Raw genomic sequence first — 18,359 nt, 5'->3', positions numbered from 1 at the left:
TCAAGGGAATCCTCCCTTGATTATGAATTGAACTAATCTGCCCTTTAATAAGGGATGAAAAAGGTGTGAATTTTCACACCTTTATTATATTTAAGAGAGGAATTTACATAAATATGAAATTAGCAATTTCTTATAGTGAGATGGTAAAAGAATTTTTAGGAAAAGTAGAAGGAAGTATTAAAATACCTAAAGATGTGCAAGGAACGGAACTTAGGATAAAAAGGAAAACGGAACTGTTTTCAAATTTGACTCACATTGTGGATTTAATAGGAGCGACTACAACGTGGTTATATCATATTTCTAAAGAAAAACATATTGTCGTGCTTTATCATGTAAGAGGAAGTTTATTTCCGATTACTATTGAAGTTTCTAATTTTCTCTCCTATGAAAGTTTAAATTTACAAATTGAAGAGCAACTGGAGCAAATTAAAGAAATGAATGAGGAAGAAATAGAAGAGTTTCAAAACGGTAATACATTATATGAAATGTCACCTATTATTATTGGTGAAACATATTATGAGCTACAAGACATGAATACATTACAATTTGTATTTAGTAAAAATATGAAAAGTGTAGAAATAATATTTAATAGTGTTAATTGGAAAGAGACAACGATTACTCGTTATGCACAACAAATACAAGGTGTTTTAATTGATATATCAAGAAATACTAATAAGTATATAAAACGTTTTAATATTATTACAGAGGCCGAGATGGCACTTTATAGTCAAGTGAATGATACGACAGCAGTATATCCTGAGAAAAGTATCGTCGATATGTTCTATAATACTGTTACTCAATTTCCAAATCGTATAGCTTTATCTTCAAGGGAAGGTACTTTAACTTATGAGGAGCTAAATAAAAAAAGTAATCAAATAGCTCATATGTTAATTAAAAACGGCGTCCAATTAGGAGACTATGTTGGAATATTTATGAAACGTAGCATAGACACAGTAGTAAGTATGGTAGCTATATTAAAAGCTGGTGCAGCGTATGTTCCAATTGATCCAGATTATCCCGAAAGTAGAATACATTACATTATTCAAGATAGCCAAGCGAAAGTTATATTGATGAAAGAGACGCCTATAACATGTGATGGGGTTCAAACAGTTTCAATGTATGATAGTGAAACTTATGAAGATATAGATGTAAAGTTGTCTATTCATTGTGACGATGTAGCTTATATGATTTATACATCTGGTTCAACAGGGAATCCAAAGGGAACGATGTTAGCACATAGAGGCGTTGTTAATCTGTATACTTGGATGAAAAAGCAATATGAATTGACAGAAGAGGATGTATTTGCCCAATTTCCTTCCTTTAGTTTCGATGCCTCTGTATGGGAGTCATTTGCTTCTTTATTCTGCGGAGGAAACTTGTATGTATTACTAGAGGAAGAGCGATTGTCTGTAGAAGCATTTGCAAATGCAATCTATAAAGTGAAAGCAACTTCAATCTTGGCATTAGCAACAATTTTTGTTCGACAAGTAGCAACTTATTTAGCAGAAGAAGATATATATAAGCTAGCTTCCCTAAAAAGAATTGCGATTGGCGGTGAAATGTTGCCTGTAGAGGTTATTAAATTGTGGAGAGAAAGAATAGGTACAAATGTTGAAATTTATAATGTATACGGACCGACAGAATGTACTGTAGTGACGACAACCTATAAAATACCTAGTCAGTTAAATGAGGATGTTGCGAGTATTCCCATTGGTAAACCATGTGCTAATTATCAAGTTATGATTTTAGATGAGAATATGAATCTTTGTCCAATTGGTGTACCTGGTGAATTATATATAGATTCAGTGGGATTAGCAAAAGGGTATTTTAATAAGCCTAATAAAACAATTGAAGCTTTTATTCCGAACCCTCTTAATCCTATAGTTAATATATATAAAACAGGTGATATCGTTAAGTTGCTAGAGGATGGAAATATAGAGTTTTTACATCGGAAAGATGATCAAGTAAAAATTAGAGGACATCGTATTGAACTAGGAGAAATCCAAAGTAAAATTTCTCATAATCATAATATAAAAGAAAATGCTGTTTTTGCTAAGAAGAGTAAGGAAGGTAGCCAATATTTAATCGCGTTCTATACAACTTTAAATAAAAAAGAAATACCAGAATTAGTTTATCAGTTACAAGAGCAATTACCAGATTATATGGTGCCATCTAAACTAATTTATATTAATGAATTACCACTTACACCTAATAAAAAGATTGATGTTAAGAAGTTAGCTCAGTTAGAAGAAAAGTATGAACCGGTTCGTCTACAAGAATATGTTGCACCTTCTAATAAAGCAGAAAAACAAATAGCGAACGCTTGGGCAGAAGTATTAGGAATTTCAAAAGTTGGAGTACATGATGATTTCTTTACAATTGGTGGACATTCATTAAAAGTATTACGAGTCTTAACATTGTTAAAAGAAGATTTCTCACATTTAACAATTCAAGATTTCTTTAAAGAAAGAACGATATATGGATTAGCTCGAATTGAGCGAGAAGTAAAAGTAGAGAAAGAAGAAGTATTTCGTGAATATAAAGTGATTCACGAACCAGATACTATCACGTATGCAAACGTTTTGGAAGAAACCCAGATTTCAAATGTCTTTTTAACAGGAGCTACTGGTTATTTAGGATCACACATATTATATGAATTGTTGAGAGATACATCTGCTACTATTTATTGTTTAGTAAGACCAACGAAAGATGTGCAGCAAAGAATTATAGATACATTAACAGGCTACTTTAATGATATATGTGAAGAATGGTTACAGCGTATACAGGCCGTAGCTGGTGATCTGGGAGAAGAGTATCTTGGGATGAGCGAAGAAGAATTTATGTTCATCAGTTCTAAGATGGATACGATAATTCATTGCGGTGCAGATGTAAGACATTTTGGAGATGTAAAACAATTTGAAAATATAAATGTCCAAGGAACTAGCCGTATGCTAGCATTAGCTGAGAAAGGTGCTACATTCCATTTTATTTCTACAATTGGTATCCCGTTAGAATTAGCGGTAGATCAATGGGATACATACATGAAAACTGGTGATTTTAATTACAGTGTAGACTTAGAGAATGTATATTCAAATAGTAAACTACAAGCGGAAAACATTGTTCGTGAAGCAATGAAAAATGGTTTGCGTGGAAATATTTATCGTGCAGGTAATTTAGCATGTCATTCAGAAACAGGTTCGTTCCAACAAAATATTGATGGAAACGCATTTTATCGTCTTATTAAAACAATGCTATTAATTGGGAAAGCACCAAATGTGAAGTGGAAAGTTGATTTCACACCAATTGATTTTGCTAGTAAATCAATTGTATCGTATTTACAAGATGCGCAAATTGTAGGAGAGACGTTACATATTTGTCATCCACATCAAATTGAGTTTGAACAATTTATACAGCTAATTGGAGAGTGTGGATACAATCTTGAAATGGTTCCACTTTCAGAATATGTAAATACCGGACTTGCATTAGCGAAGGGAAATGAAGTAATAGCAGAGTTAATTGCTTCTCAAGTTGCAGGAGATGGAGCACAGCAATCTGAAATTGTAATGGGTACGCGTAGAACGAATGAATGGATTAAGAAAAAAGAATTGATAGTACCAGCAATTAATAAAGAATTTATACAGCAGTTATTAGCTCATGGTGAAAAAGTTGGTTATTTTCCAAAAATAATGAAATGATTATGCATGCTTTTGTTTGTTCAATAAAATAAATCATGCTACAATGAAAACGAATTAAGGACCGGGGAGCCAATTGGCTGAGAGGATGTAAGTAAACATCGACCCTCAACCTGATCTGGATAATGCCAGCGTAGGGAGTTACTTAAAGTGATGTAGCATATGTTATTCTGTAATAACTTGCATACAAGGCTTTCCTACGCAGTAGGAAAGCCTTTTCTTATTTTTGAAATTTAATTTTATAAGGGGGATTTTATTATGTCACAACAAGTTACAATGTCATTTTCAGTAGTACCACAAGCGAAAACGAAAGATGTATATTCTGTTGTCGATAAAGCAATTGAAGTTGTGCAACAATCGGGAGTTCGTTATGAAGTAGGGGCAATGGAAACAACTTTGGAAGGAGAATTAGATGTACTTCTTGATGTCGTTAAACGTGCGCAACAAGCTTGCGTCGAAGCTGGAGCAGAAGAAGTGATTACTTCTATTAAAATCCATTATCGTCCAAGCACTGGTGTAACAATAGATGAAAAGGTTTGGAAGTACCGTGATGAATATGCAAAACCAGAAGCAATCTAAACTTATTACAACTATTTGGCTTATCCTTCTCATTGCGATATGGGAAGGATCTGTTTCATTATTTAAAATCGAACCGTGGATTTTACCAAAGCCTTCTGCCATTGTTCAAGAATTAATTGGGATGAAAGATTTACTATTACCAAATACGATGCAAACACTGCAGGAAGTTATAATTGGACTATTCTTTGCAATTTTATTGGGGACGAGCATCGCAATTATTATGGACGTTATACCGTTATTTCGTATTTTAATAAATCCATTGCTCGTTATTTCGCAAACAATTCCAATTGTTGTACTTGCACCGCTATTTATTATTTGGTTTGGATATGGGATGTTGCCGAAAGTAATGGTCGTAATACTCGTTTGTTTCTTCCCAATTGCGCTTAGTATTTTAGAAGGTTTTCAAACAGTAGATAAAAACATGCTGAAACTGTTACAAACAATGAAGGCGACGAAATGGCAAGTTTACCAGAAAGTAAAATTTCCAGCAGTGCTTCCATACTTTTTCTCAGGTTTAAAAATTGCAGTTACATATAGCGTAATGGGGGCAATTATCGGAGAATGGCTCGGTGCAAGTGAAGGATTAGGCGTTATGCTTACGAGGGCTACAAAATCCTTTTTGACTGCCCGAGTATTTGGTGTTGCAGCAATCATCGTTATAGTGACATTATGCCTGTATTTTATCGTAGAGTTTATGGCAAGAATAACAGCACCATGGATATATAGAAAGGACGGCAGAAAATGAAAAAAGGTTTGAAAGTTATGTTAGCTGCCTTAGTAGCGGTAGGTGTGGCTGGATGTAATCCGGCGAAGAAAGAAGAAAGTGCAAGTAAAGATCAAAAAGTAAAAGTAGTATTAGATTGGTTTCCAAATACGAATCATACTGGCTTGTATGTAGCGCAAACGAAAGATTATTACAAAAAGCAAGGATTAGATGTAGAAATTATTCAACCAGGTGACAATGTAACAGCAGAGCAAATGATAGCATCAGGAAAAGCAGACTTCGCAATAAGCGCACAAGAAAATGTAACGTTAGCTCGTGTAGAAGGAATTCCTGTTGTATCTGTAGGAGCGATTATTCAGCATAACACTTCAGCGTTTGCATCGCTTAAGAAAGACAATATGACGTCACCGAAAGATTTTGAAGGTAAACGTTACGGCGGCTGGGGAGGACCAGCAGAAGAAGCGACATTAAAGACGATTATGGATAAACATCAAGCTGATTTTAATAAAGTTGAAAAAATCATCTTAGGACAAACAGATTTCTTTAAATCAATTGGCCGTGATGCAGACTTTGAATGGATTTATTACGGATGGGATGGTATTGAAGCGAAGCGTCAAGGAAAAGAGTTAAATACGATTATGGTGAAGGACTTAGATCCAGCGCTTGATTTCTATAGTCCTGTTATTATTACGAGTGAAAAACATACGAAGCAAGATAAAGACTTTGTGAAAAAGTTTATGAGTGCAACGACAGAAGGTTATAATTTTGCAATTAAGGAACCGAAAGAGGCTGCTGATATTTTAATTAAAGCTGTTCCAGATGTGAATAAAGATTTAGTTCAAGAAAGCCAAAAATGGTTAAGTACGAAGTATCAAGATGATGCTAAAGCATGGGGAGTACAGAAGGAAGAAATTTGGACGAATTACATGAATTTCTTATATGACAACAAAGTTATTAAAAAGAAAATCGATGTAAAAGATGCTTTTACAAATGAATTCCTTCCAAGTGAAAAATGAGCGGATTACAAATAAAAAATATAGTGAAATCTTTCGACGGAAAGAATGTATTAGAGAATATTAGTGCCTCTATACAAGAGGGAGAGTTTGTTTCCTTTGTAGGACCGAGTGGTTGCGGGAAAAGCACATTATTAAACATGATTGCAAATGTTGAAAAACCAACAAGCGGGAACGTAACGTATAAAGATAAGCAAGTACAAGAGCAAGATGTTGTTAGTTATATGCCACAACAAGATTTATTACTACCGTGGCGATCAGCTTTGCAAAATATCGTTCTTCCGTTAGAAATTGAAGGAAAGCCGAAAAAGCAAAGGCTGACAGAAGGAATGGAAGCATTAAAGCAGTTCGAACTAGATGAATATGCAGACCATTATCCAGATGAATTGTCTGGTGGTATGCGTCAAAGAATTAGTTTTCTGCGCACATATTTATGTGAAAAGCCAATTATGCTGCTTGATGAGCCTTTTGGAAAGTTAGATGCATTTACAAAAATGGAAGTACATAGCTGGCTTTTAAACTCTTGGCATCAAGAGAAGCAAACAATCATTATGGTTACACATGACTTAGATGAGGCAATCTTGCTTTCAGATCGCGTATTTATTTTATCTCAAAGACCAGCGTCAATAGTTGGTGAGGTACAAGTGAAATTACCTAGACCGAGAACGATGGATATGTTAACATCACTCGAATTAAAAAAGGATAAAGAAGAGATTTTAAGTGTGTTAGCTCCTTATATGAAAAAATAGAAAAAGCTGATGTTTTAATTTTAGACGAACGGACTAATCATTTGGATGTAGAAACTAAGATGGCTTTACAGGAAGCGTTACAACAATACAAAGGAACGGTTTTAATTGTCTCACATGAACCTTCTTTCTATGAATCGTGGATAACAAAAGTATGAAATATAGAAGAATGGAATACTCAACAATATGAATAAAGAAAAGGCATTAGCTTTTATGAGCTAATGCCTTTTCTTTGTGATTAACATGATTTTCGAGAACTCTTACATGAGAATTGTATGAAGAAGCACTCTTATGGTGCGCTTATAAGCGTGCTTTTTCTTTTGTTATATTTATAATAATACGAAAGCCTTTCCCTAACAGGTGACTATCTTTCTTTATATATATAGATAGTTCAAAGTGGAATGAAAATAATTCCTATATGTAAAGAATAATATGGATATTATAGGAAGACAATAGAAATTAAAGGGAATTCATGTAAAATTCAAATGAACTTCATATAAACTTCATATTATAAAATGAATGTAATGAACTTAATATAATTATAATAAGTTATTATTATAATTTAATTTTACGTAAAATTAAAAGTTTGAATTTAGGAGGTATTACTCAAACCTAAATTCAAACTTTAGTGAAGTAATTAATGGATATTACGTCTAGTTTTCGCTAATGACGGCATTTAAAAGTTCGGCAGGATTACCTGTTCCTGCACCGCCAATTGTAATAGATCCACCAGGAGGAATTTCACCATTCCATCCTGCGTTCGTAATTACATAATGATTATTTGTTTTACTACTAATTTTAGAATCCCAAACTTGTGTTAAATTGCCGCTATAATCAAATTCTAATTTCCAATTTTTAATAGGAGTCGTTCCATTATTTTTAATTATAATCGAGAAGTTATAACCACTGCCCCAATTCGAAGTGACTGAAAATGTAGCAGTACCATTTCCATCAGGAGGTGTTGTATTAGCTTCATCTGTTTTGACAGTAAAAGCGGTAGGTTGTGATTTATTTCCAGCAGCATCTTTGGCAATTACTGAAAATGTGTATTCCGTATTAGGTTTTAAGTTTTTAATTGTAATGCTATTTGTTGTTGTACTCCATTTCTCTTCTCCAGCAGTAATTTCATATTCCGTAACTCCTACGTTATCAGTAGATGCAGTCCAGTTTAATTGAACTGAGTTTGAATTTTTATTCGTAACTACAATGTTTTTAACATTCGTTGGTGGCTCAGTATCTTTTTGACTAATAGGTCCACCAAGTAATTCTTTTACTAGCGTATCAAGTAATTTTGGACCACTACAACTATATTTTGGACTTGTGCGGCAATCTCCGCTTAGTTCCCAAAACATTGCTCCACTTAAACCTTTCGTCTTTATATAGTCTGTTTTGTATTTCATAGATTCATTGTCATCGTAGCTAATAAATGTGCCTGTAGTTGCATTATATAAATAAGGTACTTTAGCTGTGTCATTCCAGTAGCGTACAAAACCATTTTTATTAACGTAATTGGCTGCTAAATCACCGTAATCATACACACCCGTGTCACCGGTAGAATAATCATCCCAAGTACCTTTAGAAGCAAGTTTCCCATCACTACCTGGTTTGCAAGGTTGATATTGTCCGTTATTTTCTTTGCCACAACTTTTCCAGCCACGTCCGTAAAAGGGTACGCCTAATACTAGTTTATCGACTGGAACACCTTCATTTGTATAAACATTTATAGCACCATCTACGTAAAAATTCGTATTTGCTGCTGGGTCATTTGGATCCTTATATAGAGCTGCATTATGATTAGAAGTAGCTTCCCATCCGCCGTGGAAATCATATGTCATAATATTAATCCAATCGAGTATTTGAGAAATTTTCTTTAGCTCTGTATGATCAGCGTAGCGTTGGCTTGCGCCTGAAGCGATTGTTAGTAAATATTGTTTGCCATCTTCAGCACCTGCTTTATTCAAAGCATTTCGGACGTCTTGAAGAAGGAGAGTGAAATTTTGCTTATCTTCAGGACGGTAACTACCACCAGGAATCGTTTCAACGCCCGGATATTCCCAGTCTAAATCTACGCCATCAAACCCATATGCGCGAAGAAAAGCTACTGTAGAGTCAGCAAATACTTTTCTTGTTTTTTCATCAGCGGCCATATCAGAAAAGCGGTTAGACCAAGTCCAGCCACCAACGGAAATAATTGTTTTTAAGTGAGGATATTTAGCTTTTAATCGTTTTAGTTCACCGAAATTTCCGCAACGGGCATATTTATCGCAATCTTCCCAAGTTGTCCCTGAGCCAGGATACGATTTGGTAACATCAGCCCATGGTTCCCCGAGTACGAGAGTACCATTAGGAACCTCTTTATTTTGCAATGGTACACCAGATTCTTTACAGTTCCACGTTTGTTTATTTGGATTATCAGGATGAGTAGAAGGGTTTCCATGTTTTCCATTCCAACAAATATCCGCGAAAGCATAGTTAAGGTGAGTAAGTTTTGATGCATCAATGTCAGCAACTTGATAATTACGTCCGTAAACGCCCCACGAAGGAAAGTACCCAACAATTTTTTGACTTTGCTTTGGTGAATCTGCTAATGCGAGATTTGGAGTAATAAAATTTGTGAGAAAAAGAGGTAAGAAAAGTAGTAGGGATAGTAATAGCAGTGTGAATTTTTGAGACCTCATAGCCATTTCTCCTTTCAAAATAAAAGATATATTTAAAGGCATACGCCAATAAATCAAAATGAATCTAGACGTGTGAAACGTCTAGATAAAATGATCAGACATCACGAAGTCTATACAAGGGAGCTGGGGGTGATTAAATCGTAACAAATGTAAGATTTAGTGTAAACGCTTTATTAAGTTGAAAAAGACTTTCTCAATACAAAAAGGCTTGAATACAAACTGTATATGAAAACGAAAGATCGGTATGTGAGGAAAAAGCTCATTATAAATAAATTTGAGAAAAAATTGTATGGAGCCAATTATTAAAGGCATAGAAAGATAAGGAAATATCATGTAAAATAATAGTAAAAATATGTAAAGGAGGGAATGGTGTGGATGTGTTTTTGAACATTGCTGAAGAAAAAATTCGACAAGCAATACGGAATGGTGATCTTGATTATCTTCCGGGAAAAGGAAAATCACTACAATTAGAAGATCTTTCAATGGTACCTCCAGAACTTAGAATGAGTTATAAAATTTTAAAAAATGCGGGAATAATTCCACCAGAAATGGAACTACAAAAAGATATATTAAAAATAGAGGATCTAATTGCTTGCTGTTATGATGAAGAAGAGAGAAAGAAATTACGAGAAGAGTTAACAGCAAAAACTCTGCGTTTTCAGCAGGTAATGGAAAAGAGAAAGATTAAAGATAGTTCAGCTTTTCGTATGTATCAAGACAAAGTATTTCGTAAATTACGTTAAGAGGGATAAGATGAATACATTTAAAACGATAGAAGAATTAGCGACCTATATCGAAGAACAACAATTGGTACTTCTGTTTATTAAAACGGAAAATTGTGGTGTTTGTGATGTTATGCTAAGAAAAGTAAATTGCGTATTAGAGAATTATGATTACGTAGAGAAAATAGAGATATTACTACAAGACATGCAAGAGATTGCGGGGCGATATGGAGTATTTACAGGGCCAACAATTTTATTATTTCATAATGGAAAAGAAATTCTTCGTGAATCACGCTTCATTTCACTTGAAAATCTAGAGAGAACCATTCAATTATTCGAGGAATAAGGGAGGCTTTTAAATGGAATTTATTATTGTCATACTATTATTTGTTGTAGTTGGAACAATCGTAACAGCAGTTCGATCGAACAAGAAGAAGGTAAATCTTACAAAACAAAATAACATTCATAATTCATCTAACAGCTCATCACCATTATTTTTCTTTGCTGGATCTGATAATGATAGCTCGCATGATGGCGGCTCACATGATTGTGGAGGATCTTTTGGGGGAGATAGCGGAGGAAGCTGCGGTGGCGGTGGTGATTGATAAAAATGCGCCTTATATTAGGCGTATTTCTTTTTAAACAAACGTTTGATTAGTCGGCTTACATATGCATAAACACAGTTAAACAAACGTTTGTTTAATATTTTTAACATACTAAGGGGAATGGAAATGAAAAGGGAACCGAAAGTGAAAAATAAGGGGAAAGTAGTGTTATTTTTATTAGCTGCGGGAGGCGTATTTCTTGTTAAATTAGCATTTAAATTTGGAACCATACATATGATTCGAACTTGGTTTGAAAGTACGTTTTCTTAAATAAGGAATATAGCCTCTTGCGATAGGGGTTTTTGATTTGTTATTATTAGACTGAACGGTCGGTTTAAAGAGGTGTGAATATGAGAAGAAGCGCAGAAGAGATAAAGAAAGAAATTGCATATAAAGTAGAAAGTCTATTTTCACAGAAGGGCTACGCAGCTACATCTATGGAAGAGATTTGTGAAATTACAGAGCGAAGTAAAGGAAGTATTTATTATCACTTTAAAAGTAAAGAAGAATTATTTTTATTTGTAGTGAAACAGCATACGTATGATTGGATTGAAAAATGGAATGAAAAAGAGAAGTTGTATAGCACTAGTACTGAAAAACTATATGGTCTCGCGGAATATCATGTAGAGGACATACAGCAACCAATTTCAAATGCAATAGAGGAATTCTCTATGAGCCAAGTTGTAAGTAAAGAGATTCTGGATGAACTGTTAGCTTTAACTAGAGAATCATATGTTATGTTTGAGAAATTAATTGAAGTAGGTATACAGTCTGGAGAGTTCCGTGAAGATAATACTCGTGATCTTATGTATATTGTAAACGGATTATTATCAGGACTTGGAGTGCTTTACTACGAATTAGATTATAAAGAGCTGAAACGTATTTATAAAAAGGCAATAGATGTATTGTTAAAAGGAATGGCAGCTGAATAATAGGTCAGTTGCTTTTCTTACAAAATAAATTAGACCGAACGGTCGGTTTGTGAAAGGGGAATGAAAATGAACGCTTTATTTAAAAACCGAGCATTTATGCTCGTTATGGCGTCTGATATTTTACAACAATTTGCAATTTGGATCAGAAATATGGCTCTTTTGTATTTTATAATGGAGCGAACGAATAATGATCCAGTTTCTGTTTCGTTGTTATCAGTTATGGAATATGCACCTATTTTTATTTTCTCGTTTATCGGTGGTGCGCTAGCTGATCGCTGGAATCCGAAAAGAACAATGGTCGCTGGAGATGTATTAAGTGTACTGTCTATTATAGGAATTGTCTTGTTGTTAAAAATGGATTATTGGCAGGCTATATTTTTTGCAACACTCATTTCCGCGATTGTAGGTCAGTTTTCTCAGCCCTCATCTTCGCGTATATTTAAGCGCTATGTAAAAGAAGAAGAGGTAGCAAATGCGATTGCATTTAACCAAACATTACAGTCATTATTTCTGATTTTTGGACCAGTGGTAGGATCGCTTGTGTATACACAACTTGGTTTATTTATGTCACTATATAGCTTAATCATTTTATTTTTGTTATCAGCTATCGCCCTTTCATTCTTACCAAAATGGGTTGAAAAAGAGCAGGTGGCGAGAGACTCATTAAAAAATGATATAAAAGAAGGTTGGAAGTATGTTCTTCATACGAAAAATTTACGTATGATTACGATCACTTTTACAATTATGGGTTTAGCTGTTGGATTAACGAATCCATTAGAAGTATTCCTTGTAATTGAACGTTTAGGCATGGAAAAAGAAGCTGTTCAATATTTAGCGGCAGCTGACGGAATAGGTATGTTACTCGGTGGTATTGTTGCTGCAGTTTTCGCTTCAAAAGTGAATCCGAAAAAGATGTTTGTATTCGGTATGGGTATATTAGCGATGTCATTTTTAGTAGAAGGGCTATCTACATCATTTTGGATTACTAGTTTCATGAGATTTGGAACAGGTATTTGTTTAGCTTGTGTTAATATCGTTATCGGTACACTTATGATTCAACTTGTACCAGAAAATATGGTTGGAAGAGTAAATGGGACGATTTTACCACTGTTTATGGGGGCAATGCTAATTGGAACTTCACTAGCTGGAGGATTAAAGGAACTAACTTCACTAGTTACTGTGTTTTGTATAGCAATGGCACTTATTTTATTAGCGATAGGGCCAGTTCTACGCATGCAAATAAAAAAAGAAGATGTTGCTAATAAAGAGGCACTAACAAATTCGTTAGTTTCGAAATAACTATTGTAAGGGAGCAAAATTGCTCTCTTTTTCTTTGAGGAACTTTTGACAACTATATGAGCCAATTATATACTGATGTTGTAAAAATAATTTTACAGATTAGGAGCAATGGTGTGAAAAATCAAATTCATGAATTACGCACTGAAAATAATATTTCACAAGGCGCATTAGCTGATAAATGTAAGGTTTCTAGACAAACGATAAATGCAATTGAGAATAATAAATATGATCCAAGTTTAGCGTTAGCATTCCGTTTAGCTGAAGTATTAGGGACAACTGTTGATAAATTATTTTTGTACAAGCAGTAGAGTCGTTCGTTATAAGGCGCACCTTTAAAAATAAAAAAGATCCTCTTCTTATGAGAAGAGGATCTTTTCTTATAGCGTTTTAGTCTTTGGACTAGGTGGTGTAACGGATGTATTATTTTCTGGAACTCTAGTTAGTAAGAATCCTCCGATAATAAACAGAACAATAATACTAAGAACACCAGCGTTTGTTTTTCCTGTTAATTGCGTTGTAACACCGACTAATACCGGACCCATAATTGCGGCGAACTTACCAAATATATTATAAAATCCGAAGAATTCATTAGCAGATTCTTTTGGTACTAGTTTTGCAAAGTATGAACGACTTAGTGCTTGAATACCACCTTGAGATGTAGCAACTAGCATTGCTAAAATCCAAAAATCAAGTGTCGTTTTTAAGAAATAAGCATATGTGCAAATAATGATATAAATAATGATACCGACATATAACATTTTTTTGCCAGTAAATGTTTCAGATAATTTTCCGTATAGTAAAGCAAATGGACAAGCGACAATTTGTGTTACAAATAATATGATTAATAGATTCGTTGCACTAATACCGAGATCGGTTCCGTAAGCGGTAGACATAGTAATAATTGTATCGACTCCGTCAATATAGAAAAAGTAAGCGATTAGAAACATAAATACAGTTTTATATTCTTTAATATTTTTAAAAGTATCAGCAAGACGTTTGAAGCTCATTCTAATAGGTCTTGGATGACGCTCAATATAGTGTGTTTGCTCTACGTTTTTTAGCATTGGAATTGTAAATAACCCCCACCAAAGAGCTGTTATCGCAAAGGAAATTTGACTAGCAATGCCGACCGATAAGGGAATAGTTCCTTTTTGAGAAAGAATAATAAGAGCGATACAACCGATAAAAGGAATTGTACTCCCGATATAACCTAATGCAAATCCTCTTGTAGAAATTCGGTCCATTCTATCTTCAGAAGTGACGTCCACTAAAAATGCATCATAGAAAATGTTTGCTCCAGCAAAGCCGATTAAGGCGAGCATATAGCACCCTAGCAATAAGTACCACTGAGAGGTTGGAACAATTGCTAACATACTTGTAAATACGATACCAAGTCCAAAGAAGAATGTGAAAAATCGTTTTTTAAATCCTTTATAATCAGCAACTGTGCCGAGAATAGGGGCAAGTATAGAAATTAAAAGTGTTGCGAATGAGTTTGCATATCCCCAATATGCTGTTGAAGTTGCCCCAGATAGTCCAGCTTCTTTTGCAGCTGCTTTAAAGTAAATTGGAAATAATGCAGTTGTAATGACGAGCGAGTATACAGAGTTCGCCCAATCGTATAATATCCAGCTTTTTTCTTGTCTGGACATTTTTTTCATATAATGTTCCCCCTTAAATTTGTTTTACTAACAGTGTACAAAAATAAAAATTATAAAAAGAGAAACAGTGATGAATTTTACATAACTTTTACATATATACACAGTTCTTTACAATTGGAGTAAATCCTCTACAATTGCTCCGTCTGTTTCACCTAAGTGTAAACCTAGTAGTCTAGCGATAGTTGGACCTTCATCAATAAGTCTCATATATGGGATTGTCACACCACTTTTTATGCCTTTTCCGGCAGCGATAAAAATTGTTTCATAGTTAGGTTTTGTTGGAGAGTATCCATGCGTACCAAATGTATATTTTTTACTAGGCGTAACATCTTTTTCGGTAATTTCTTTTATGAAATCTCCTGTATAGTTTTCAGTGAAATAATACCCTTCTCGTGCTTCTAACATGAATAAACAATTACCGTCTGCACCGCAGTCTTTCGCAGCTTCATCATGAAGTGTAAATTCAATTCCGTTTTGTTTATTTTGAAGTAGGTCTTCAAGGAGTAGTTGTACCTCCCGAATTGTATCCGTATCATTTTTGTCCTTTACATATACATAGGCAGAGCCGTCGCAACTTTGGCAATAGACTTTCCAGTCCACTAATTTTCCTTTTTTATTAAGAGATATAAGTCCTCTTTGATGGAATAGCACATTTAATTGGATGGATTTGTTTTCACTTAAAGCGCTATGATCACCAAGGGCAATAATTGTACTTTCTTCGTATAGGTCACTTTCTTTTAGTGCTTGAATAATTTTCCCTAGACGTTCGTCATGTCTCTGGATAGCAGCTATTGTTTCGTTAGATTCAAAGCCGTGATAGTGTCTTTGGGTGTCTAGATCGGTGAAATGTACAAACATGACATTAGGCTTTTTCGTCTGGATTGTATGCACAGCAGAGGCGAGGACGAAATCATCCAGCTCTGGTTGTGATAAACCATTTCTTATATGGCCGAAACGACGATTTAAATCTAATTGGTATAGTGGGCTACCGCTAAATAAGGAAACTAACACTTGATTTTGCCAAGGTCTATTGGGGAAAATTTCTGGTAAATTGTAATCGATGTTCGCTCTTCCGGTAACAGGCCATAGAAGGGCGGCTGTCGTTAAATTTGCTTTGCGCGCTTCATCATACAATGTTGTTCCTTTTATTGATTTTCGGTACCAATGCCAATCAGGTGATTCACGCCCTGGTTGAAGTAACGTATTGCTAACAACACCGTGCTTGTTAGGGTAATTACCGGTTACGATTGTTGAGTGGCTTGGATATGTTACAGAAGGATAAATTGGTTCTACTTTTTCGACAACCGTGCCCTTTTTTATTAGAGATTGGAAATGAGGTAGTTTTTGTAGTATAGGAAAATCTAAAGCTGATAAACAGTCGAATGATAAAATAATGACATGGTTTGTTAATGCTTTATCCATAAAGTTCCCTCCTGATTATATAAAACCTATTCTTATATATTACTATTAATACCTAGTAATAAAAATATATTTTTAGGTGAAAATTTATTATTTATTTTCAGAAAAATTAAACATATAATTAAGTATAAGGGAATCTATGGAAGGAGGAAACACTATGGATTGGTTAGATGGATTTGGTATCTTTTACATCATTGGTGGAATCACGATTATCCTTGTATTTGCTATTTCATATTTACTAAAGAAACGGTTTCCAGACAAACAGTTCGATATTATATTTGCACTTAGTTTAATACTTCTTTGCTTAGCGTCCTTTCCCGTTACAATGATGGTTATTGGTGGGTGGGAAGGAATGGGATATGGATTTATTGGTTTCTTCGTCCTACTTGGTACACTTATCGGTATGATTGCACATCAACTTGTGAAAATTACGCGGAAAAGCTACGTATAAAACTGCAAAAAATGAAAAGAATATATAATAATAAGAAAATTAGCTATTGTTTTAAAAAAGAATTTGTATTATGATAATCAACAAATTTATTTCGTTATAACGATGAAAAAGGACTAGTACATGTTCAACCTTTTTAGCAGAGAGAGAATCCGCCAGGCTGAAAGATTCTTAAAAAGGCAATATGGAACCTGCCTTTGAGTTCTGCATATGCAGCGGGAATTTCCCGTTATCAAAAAGAGAGCATGCGCAATTTTTGTGCATGAATCAGGGTGGTAACGCCGGCAAAGCTCGGTCCCTATTTAGGGACGCGGGCTTTTTTGTATTTTCTAGAAGGAGGAAGACTGACTATGGCAAAAGAACAAGTGCAAGCCATTACGAAGATGGAAGAGGACTTTGCGCAGTGGTATACCGATATTGTAAAAAAAGCCGAACTTGTTGATTATTCAAGTGTAAAAGGGTGCATGATTTTACGTCCGTATGGTTATGCCTTATGGGAGAATATGCAGAAGGTGATGGATGAGAAGTTAAAAGAAACTGGCCATGAAAATGTATATATGCCAATGTTTATCCCAGAGAGTTTATTGCAAAAAGAGAAGGATCATGTTGAAGGATTTGCTCCTGAAGTAGCATGGGTTACGCATGGTGGAGATGAAAAGTTAGCGGAAAGACTTTGTGTACGTCCTACATCTGAAACTTTATTCTGTGAGCACTTTTCAAAAATTGTGCAATCCTATAATGATTTGCCAAAGTTATATAATCAGTGGTGCTCAGTAGTTCGTTGGGAGAAGACAACTAGGCCGTTCCTTCGTACGACTGAATTTTTATGGCAAGAGGGTCATACAATCCATGAAACGGCAGAAGAATCGCAGGCTGAAACATTAAATATTTTAAACTTATATGCTTCTTTCTGTGAGGATTATTTAGCAATACCAGTTATTAAAGGACAAAAAACAGAAAAAGAGAAGTTTGCTGGAGCAAAGGCAACTTATACAATTGAAAGTTTAATGCATGATGGAAAAGCACTTCAAACAGGAACCTCTCATAACTTTGGGACGAATTTCTCAGAAGCATTTGATATTAAGTTTTTAGATCGTAACGGTAAGTGGCAATATGTGCACCAAACATCTTGGGGTGTATCAACAAGAATGATAGGCGGGCTAATAATGGTTCATAGTGATAATAATGGACTTGTAATGCCACCAAAAGTCGCTCCAGTGCAAGTTGTTATTGTACCGATTGCTCAGCATAAAGAAGGAGTTTTAGCAAAAGCAACAGAGTTACAAGCACATATTCAAAAGGTTGCACGAGTAAAAATAGATGCTAGTAATAAAACACCAGGCTGGAAATTTAATGAGTATGAAATGAAGGGGATTCCAATTCGATTAGAAGTTGGCCCTAAAGATATTGAAAAGAATCAAGTTGTACTTGTAAGAAGAGATACGAAGGAAAAAGAGTTTGTACCAATGGATCAATTAGAAGAACGTATTCCAGCATTACTTGAAGAAATTCATATTGCTTTATTTAATAAAGCAAAAGCATTTCGCGATGAGAATACGTATGTTGCGACAAATTTCGAAGAGATGAAAAAAATAGCTGACGAAAAGCAAGGATTTATTAAAGCGATGTGGTGCGGGGAATTAGCTTGTGAAGAGAAACTAAAAGAAGAAGTTGGAGTATCTTCTCGCTGTATGTCTTTTGAGCAAGAGCATTTAGCTGAAGAATGTATTTGTTGTGGTAAAGAAGCTAAACAAATGGTGTATTGGGGAAAAGCGTATTAATACTTTTTCTGATAGGTGATAAAAAGGACTTTGGGCTGCATAATAAAATATAATCCAAAG

17 protein-coding genes, 1 pseudogene, 1 riboswitch and 1 other annotated feature are annotated in these 18,359 nt (G+C 34.7%); of the genes and pseudogenes, 15 read left to right on the top strand and 3 right to left on the bottom strand.

Annotated elements, in window-relative coordinates; all coding sequences use genetic code 11:
- The first annotated feature begins 113 nt into the window (after nucleotides 1-113).
- The 6 genes and pseudogenes from ACTFRY_RS25765 to ACTFRY_RS25740 form a co-directional block, all read left to right on the top strand.
- Entirely contained in the window at nucleotides 114-3,695 is a 3,582-nt protein-coding gene (locus ACTFRY_RS25765) for a non-ribosomal peptide synthetase family protein (RefSeq protein ID WP_098616502.1), read from the top strand.
- 52 nt (nucleotides 3,696-3,747) lie between these two features.
- A riboswitch (TPP riboswitch) is annotated at nucleotides 3,748-3,849 on the top strand.
- A gap of 101 nt (nucleotides 3,850-3,950) precedes the next feature.
- On the top strand, nucleotides 3,951-4,271 hold the full coding sequence (locus ACTFRY_RS25760) for an MTH1187 family thiamine-binding protein (RefSeq protein WP_000082907.1): 321 nt from the start codon (nucleotides 3,951-3,953) through the stop codon (nucleotides 4,269-4,271).
- Nucleotides 4,243-5,016: an ABC transporter permease gene (locus ACTFRY_RS25755; protein ID WP_001057164.1), complete on the top strand. Its 774-nt coding sequence runs from the start codon at nucleotides 4,243-4,245 to the stop codon at nucleotides 5,014-5,016. The genes ACTFRY_RS25760 and ACTFRY_RS25755 overlap by 29 nt, the downstream gene beginning before the upstream one ends.
- Complete coding sequence (locus ACTFRY_RS25750; protein WP_000715573.1) at nucleotides 5,013-6,011, top strand: ABC transporter substrate-binding protein; 999 nt, start codon at nucleotides 5,013-5,015, stop codon at nucleotides 6,009-6,011. The genes ACTFRY_RS25755 and ACTFRY_RS25750 overlap by 4 nt, the downstream gene beginning before the upstream one ends.
- Complete coding sequence (locus tag ACTFRY_RS25745) at nucleotides 6,008-6,757, top strand: ABC transporter ATP-binding protein (protein ID WP_000016081.1); 750 nt, start codon at nucleotides 6,008-6,010, stop codon at nucleotides 6,755-6,757. The genes ACTFRY_RS25750 and ACTFRY_RS25745 overlap by 4 nt, the downstream gene beginning before the upstream one ends.
- Nucleotides 6,754-6,912: pseudogene (locus ACTFRY_RS25740) on the top strand (ABC transporter ATP-binding protein); the annotation flags it as partial. The gene ACTFRY_RS25745 and the pseudogene ACTFRY_RS25740, both read left to right, overlap by 4 nt.
- Before the next feature lie 495 nt (nucleotides 6,913-7,407).
- On the opposite strand, the gene ACTFRY_RS25735 reads toward ACTFRY_RS25740, so the two are convergent.
- On the bottom strand, nucleotides 7,408-9,432 hold the full coding sequence (locus ACTFRY_RS25735; RefSeq protein ID WP_016117105.1) for a glycosyl hydrolase family 18 protein: 2,025 nt from the start codon (nucleotides 9,430-9,432) through the stop codon (nucleotides 7,408-7,410).
- Nucleotides 9,433-9,803: 371 nt separating this feature from the next.
- Here ACTFRY_RS25735 and ACTFRY_RS25730 point away from each other — a divergent pair, with 371 nt between their 5' ends.
- The 7 genes from ACTFRY_RS25730 to ACTFRY_RS25700 all read left to right on the top strand — a co-directional run bounded on the left by ACTFRY_RS25730 (nucleotide 9,804) and on the right by ACTFRY_RS25700 (nucleotide 13,298).
- Nucleotides 9,804-10,175 carry a J-domain-containing protein gene (locus tag ACTFRY_RS25730; protein WP_098616500.1) on the top strand — a complete coding sequence of 124 codons (372 nt, stop codon included), beginning with the start codon at nucleotides 9,804-9,806 and terminating at the stop codon, nucleotides 10,173-10,175.
- A gap of 10 nt (nucleotides 10,176-10,185) precedes the next feature.
- On the top strand, nucleotides 10,186-10,500 hold the full coding sequence (locus ACTFRY_RS25725) for a thioredoxin family protein (protein WP_001091336.1): 315 nt from the start codon (nucleotides 10,186-10,188) through the stop codon (nucleotides 10,498-10,500).
- 13 nt (nucleotides 10,501-10,513) lie between these two features.
- Entirely contained in the window at nucleotides 10,514-10,759 is a 246-nt protein-coding gene (locus ACTFRY_RS25720) for a hypothetical protein (protein WP_000394369.1), read from the top strand.
- A gap of 126 nt (nucleotides 10,760-10,885) precedes the next feature.
- Complete coding sequence (locus ACTFRY_RS25715; protein WP_000817981.1) at nucleotides 10,886-11,029, top strand: hypothetical protein; 144 nt, start codon at nucleotides 10,886-10,888, stop codon at nucleotides 11,027-11,029.
- An 80-nt stretch (nucleotides 11,030-11,109) separates the two neighbouring features.
- Nucleotides 11,110-11,691 (top strand): TetR/AcrR family transcriptional regulator, encoded by a 582-nt coding sequence (locus ACTFRY_RS25710; protein ID WP_098616499.1) that lies wholly within the window; start codon nucleotides 11,110-11,112, stop codon nucleotides 11,689-11,691.
- A gap of 66 nt (nucleotides 11,692-11,757) precedes the next feature.
- On the top strand, nucleotides 11,758-12,990 hold the full coding sequence (locus tag ACTFRY_RS25705) for an MFS transporter (protein ID WP_086423817.1): 1,233 nt from the start codon (nucleotides 11,758-11,760) through the stop codon (nucleotides 12,988-12,990).
- Nucleotides 12,991-13,046: 56 nt separating this feature from the next.
- Nucleotides 13,047-13,298: a helix-turn-helix transcriptional regulator gene (locus tag ACTFRY_RS25700; RefSeq protein WP_080119155.1), complete on the top strand. Its 252-nt coding sequence runs from the start codon at nucleotides 13,047-13,049 to the stop codon at nucleotides 13,296-13,298.
- 69 nt (nucleotides 13,299-13,367) lie between these two features.
- Here ACTFRY_RS25700 and ACTFRY_RS25695 read toward each other — a convergent pair whose 3' ends face one another.
- Together ACTFRY_RS25695 and ACTFRY_RS25690 are read right to left on the bottom strand one after the other, a co-directional pair.
- Nucleotides 13,368-14,651 carry an MFS transporter gene (locus ACTFRY_RS25695; RefSeq protein ID WP_044795638.1) on the bottom strand — a complete coding sequence of 428 codons (1,284 nt, stop codon included), beginning with the start codon at nucleotides 14,649-14,651 and terminating at the stop codon, nucleotides 13,368-13,370.
- Nucleotides 14,652-14,759: 108 nt separating this feature from the next.
- The gene (locus ACTFRY_RS25690) at nucleotides 14,760-16,073 is read right to left on the bottom strand and encodes an alkaline phosphatase family protein (RefSeq protein WP_098616498.1); all 1,314 of its coding nucleotides are present in this window, start codon (nucleotides 16,071-16,073) and stop codon (nucleotides 14,760-14,762) included.
- Between the two features lie 154 nt (nucleotides 16,074-16,227).
- Here ACTFRY_RS25690 and ACTFRY_RS25685 point away from each other — a divergent pair, with 154 nt between their 5' ends.
- Both ACTFRY_RS25685 and proS read left to right on the top strand, forming a co-directional pair.
- Nucleotides 16,228-16,521: a YesK-like family protein gene (locus ACTFRY_RS25685; RefSeq protein WP_000383853.1), complete on the top strand. Its 294-nt coding sequence runs from the start codon at nucleotides 16,228-16,230 to the stop codon at nucleotides 16,519-16,521.
- 93 nt (nucleotides 16,522-16,614) lie between these two features.
- Nucleotides 16,615-16,821 (top strand) — a binding site (T-box leader).
- Between the two features lie 47 nt (nucleotides 16,822-16,868).
- On the top strand, nucleotides 16,869-18,299 hold the full coding sequence (gene proS / locus ACTFRY_RS25680; protein WP_098616497.1) for a proline--tRNA ligase: 1,431 nt from the start codon (nucleotides 16,869-16,871) through the stop codon (nucleotides 18,297-18,299).
- The last annotated feature ends 60 nt before the right edge of the window (nucleotides 18,300-18,359 follow it).

The sequence above is a fragment of the Bacillus cereus group sp. MYBK195-1 genome, from assembly GCF_051916605.1.
Lineage (GTDB): Bacteria > Bacillota > Bacilli > Bacillales > Bacillaceae_G > Bacillus_A > Bacillus_A cereus.
The sequence above is the reverse complement of the archived record's forward strand: the minus strand, read 5'-3'. Positions and strand labels throughout refer to the sequence as shown.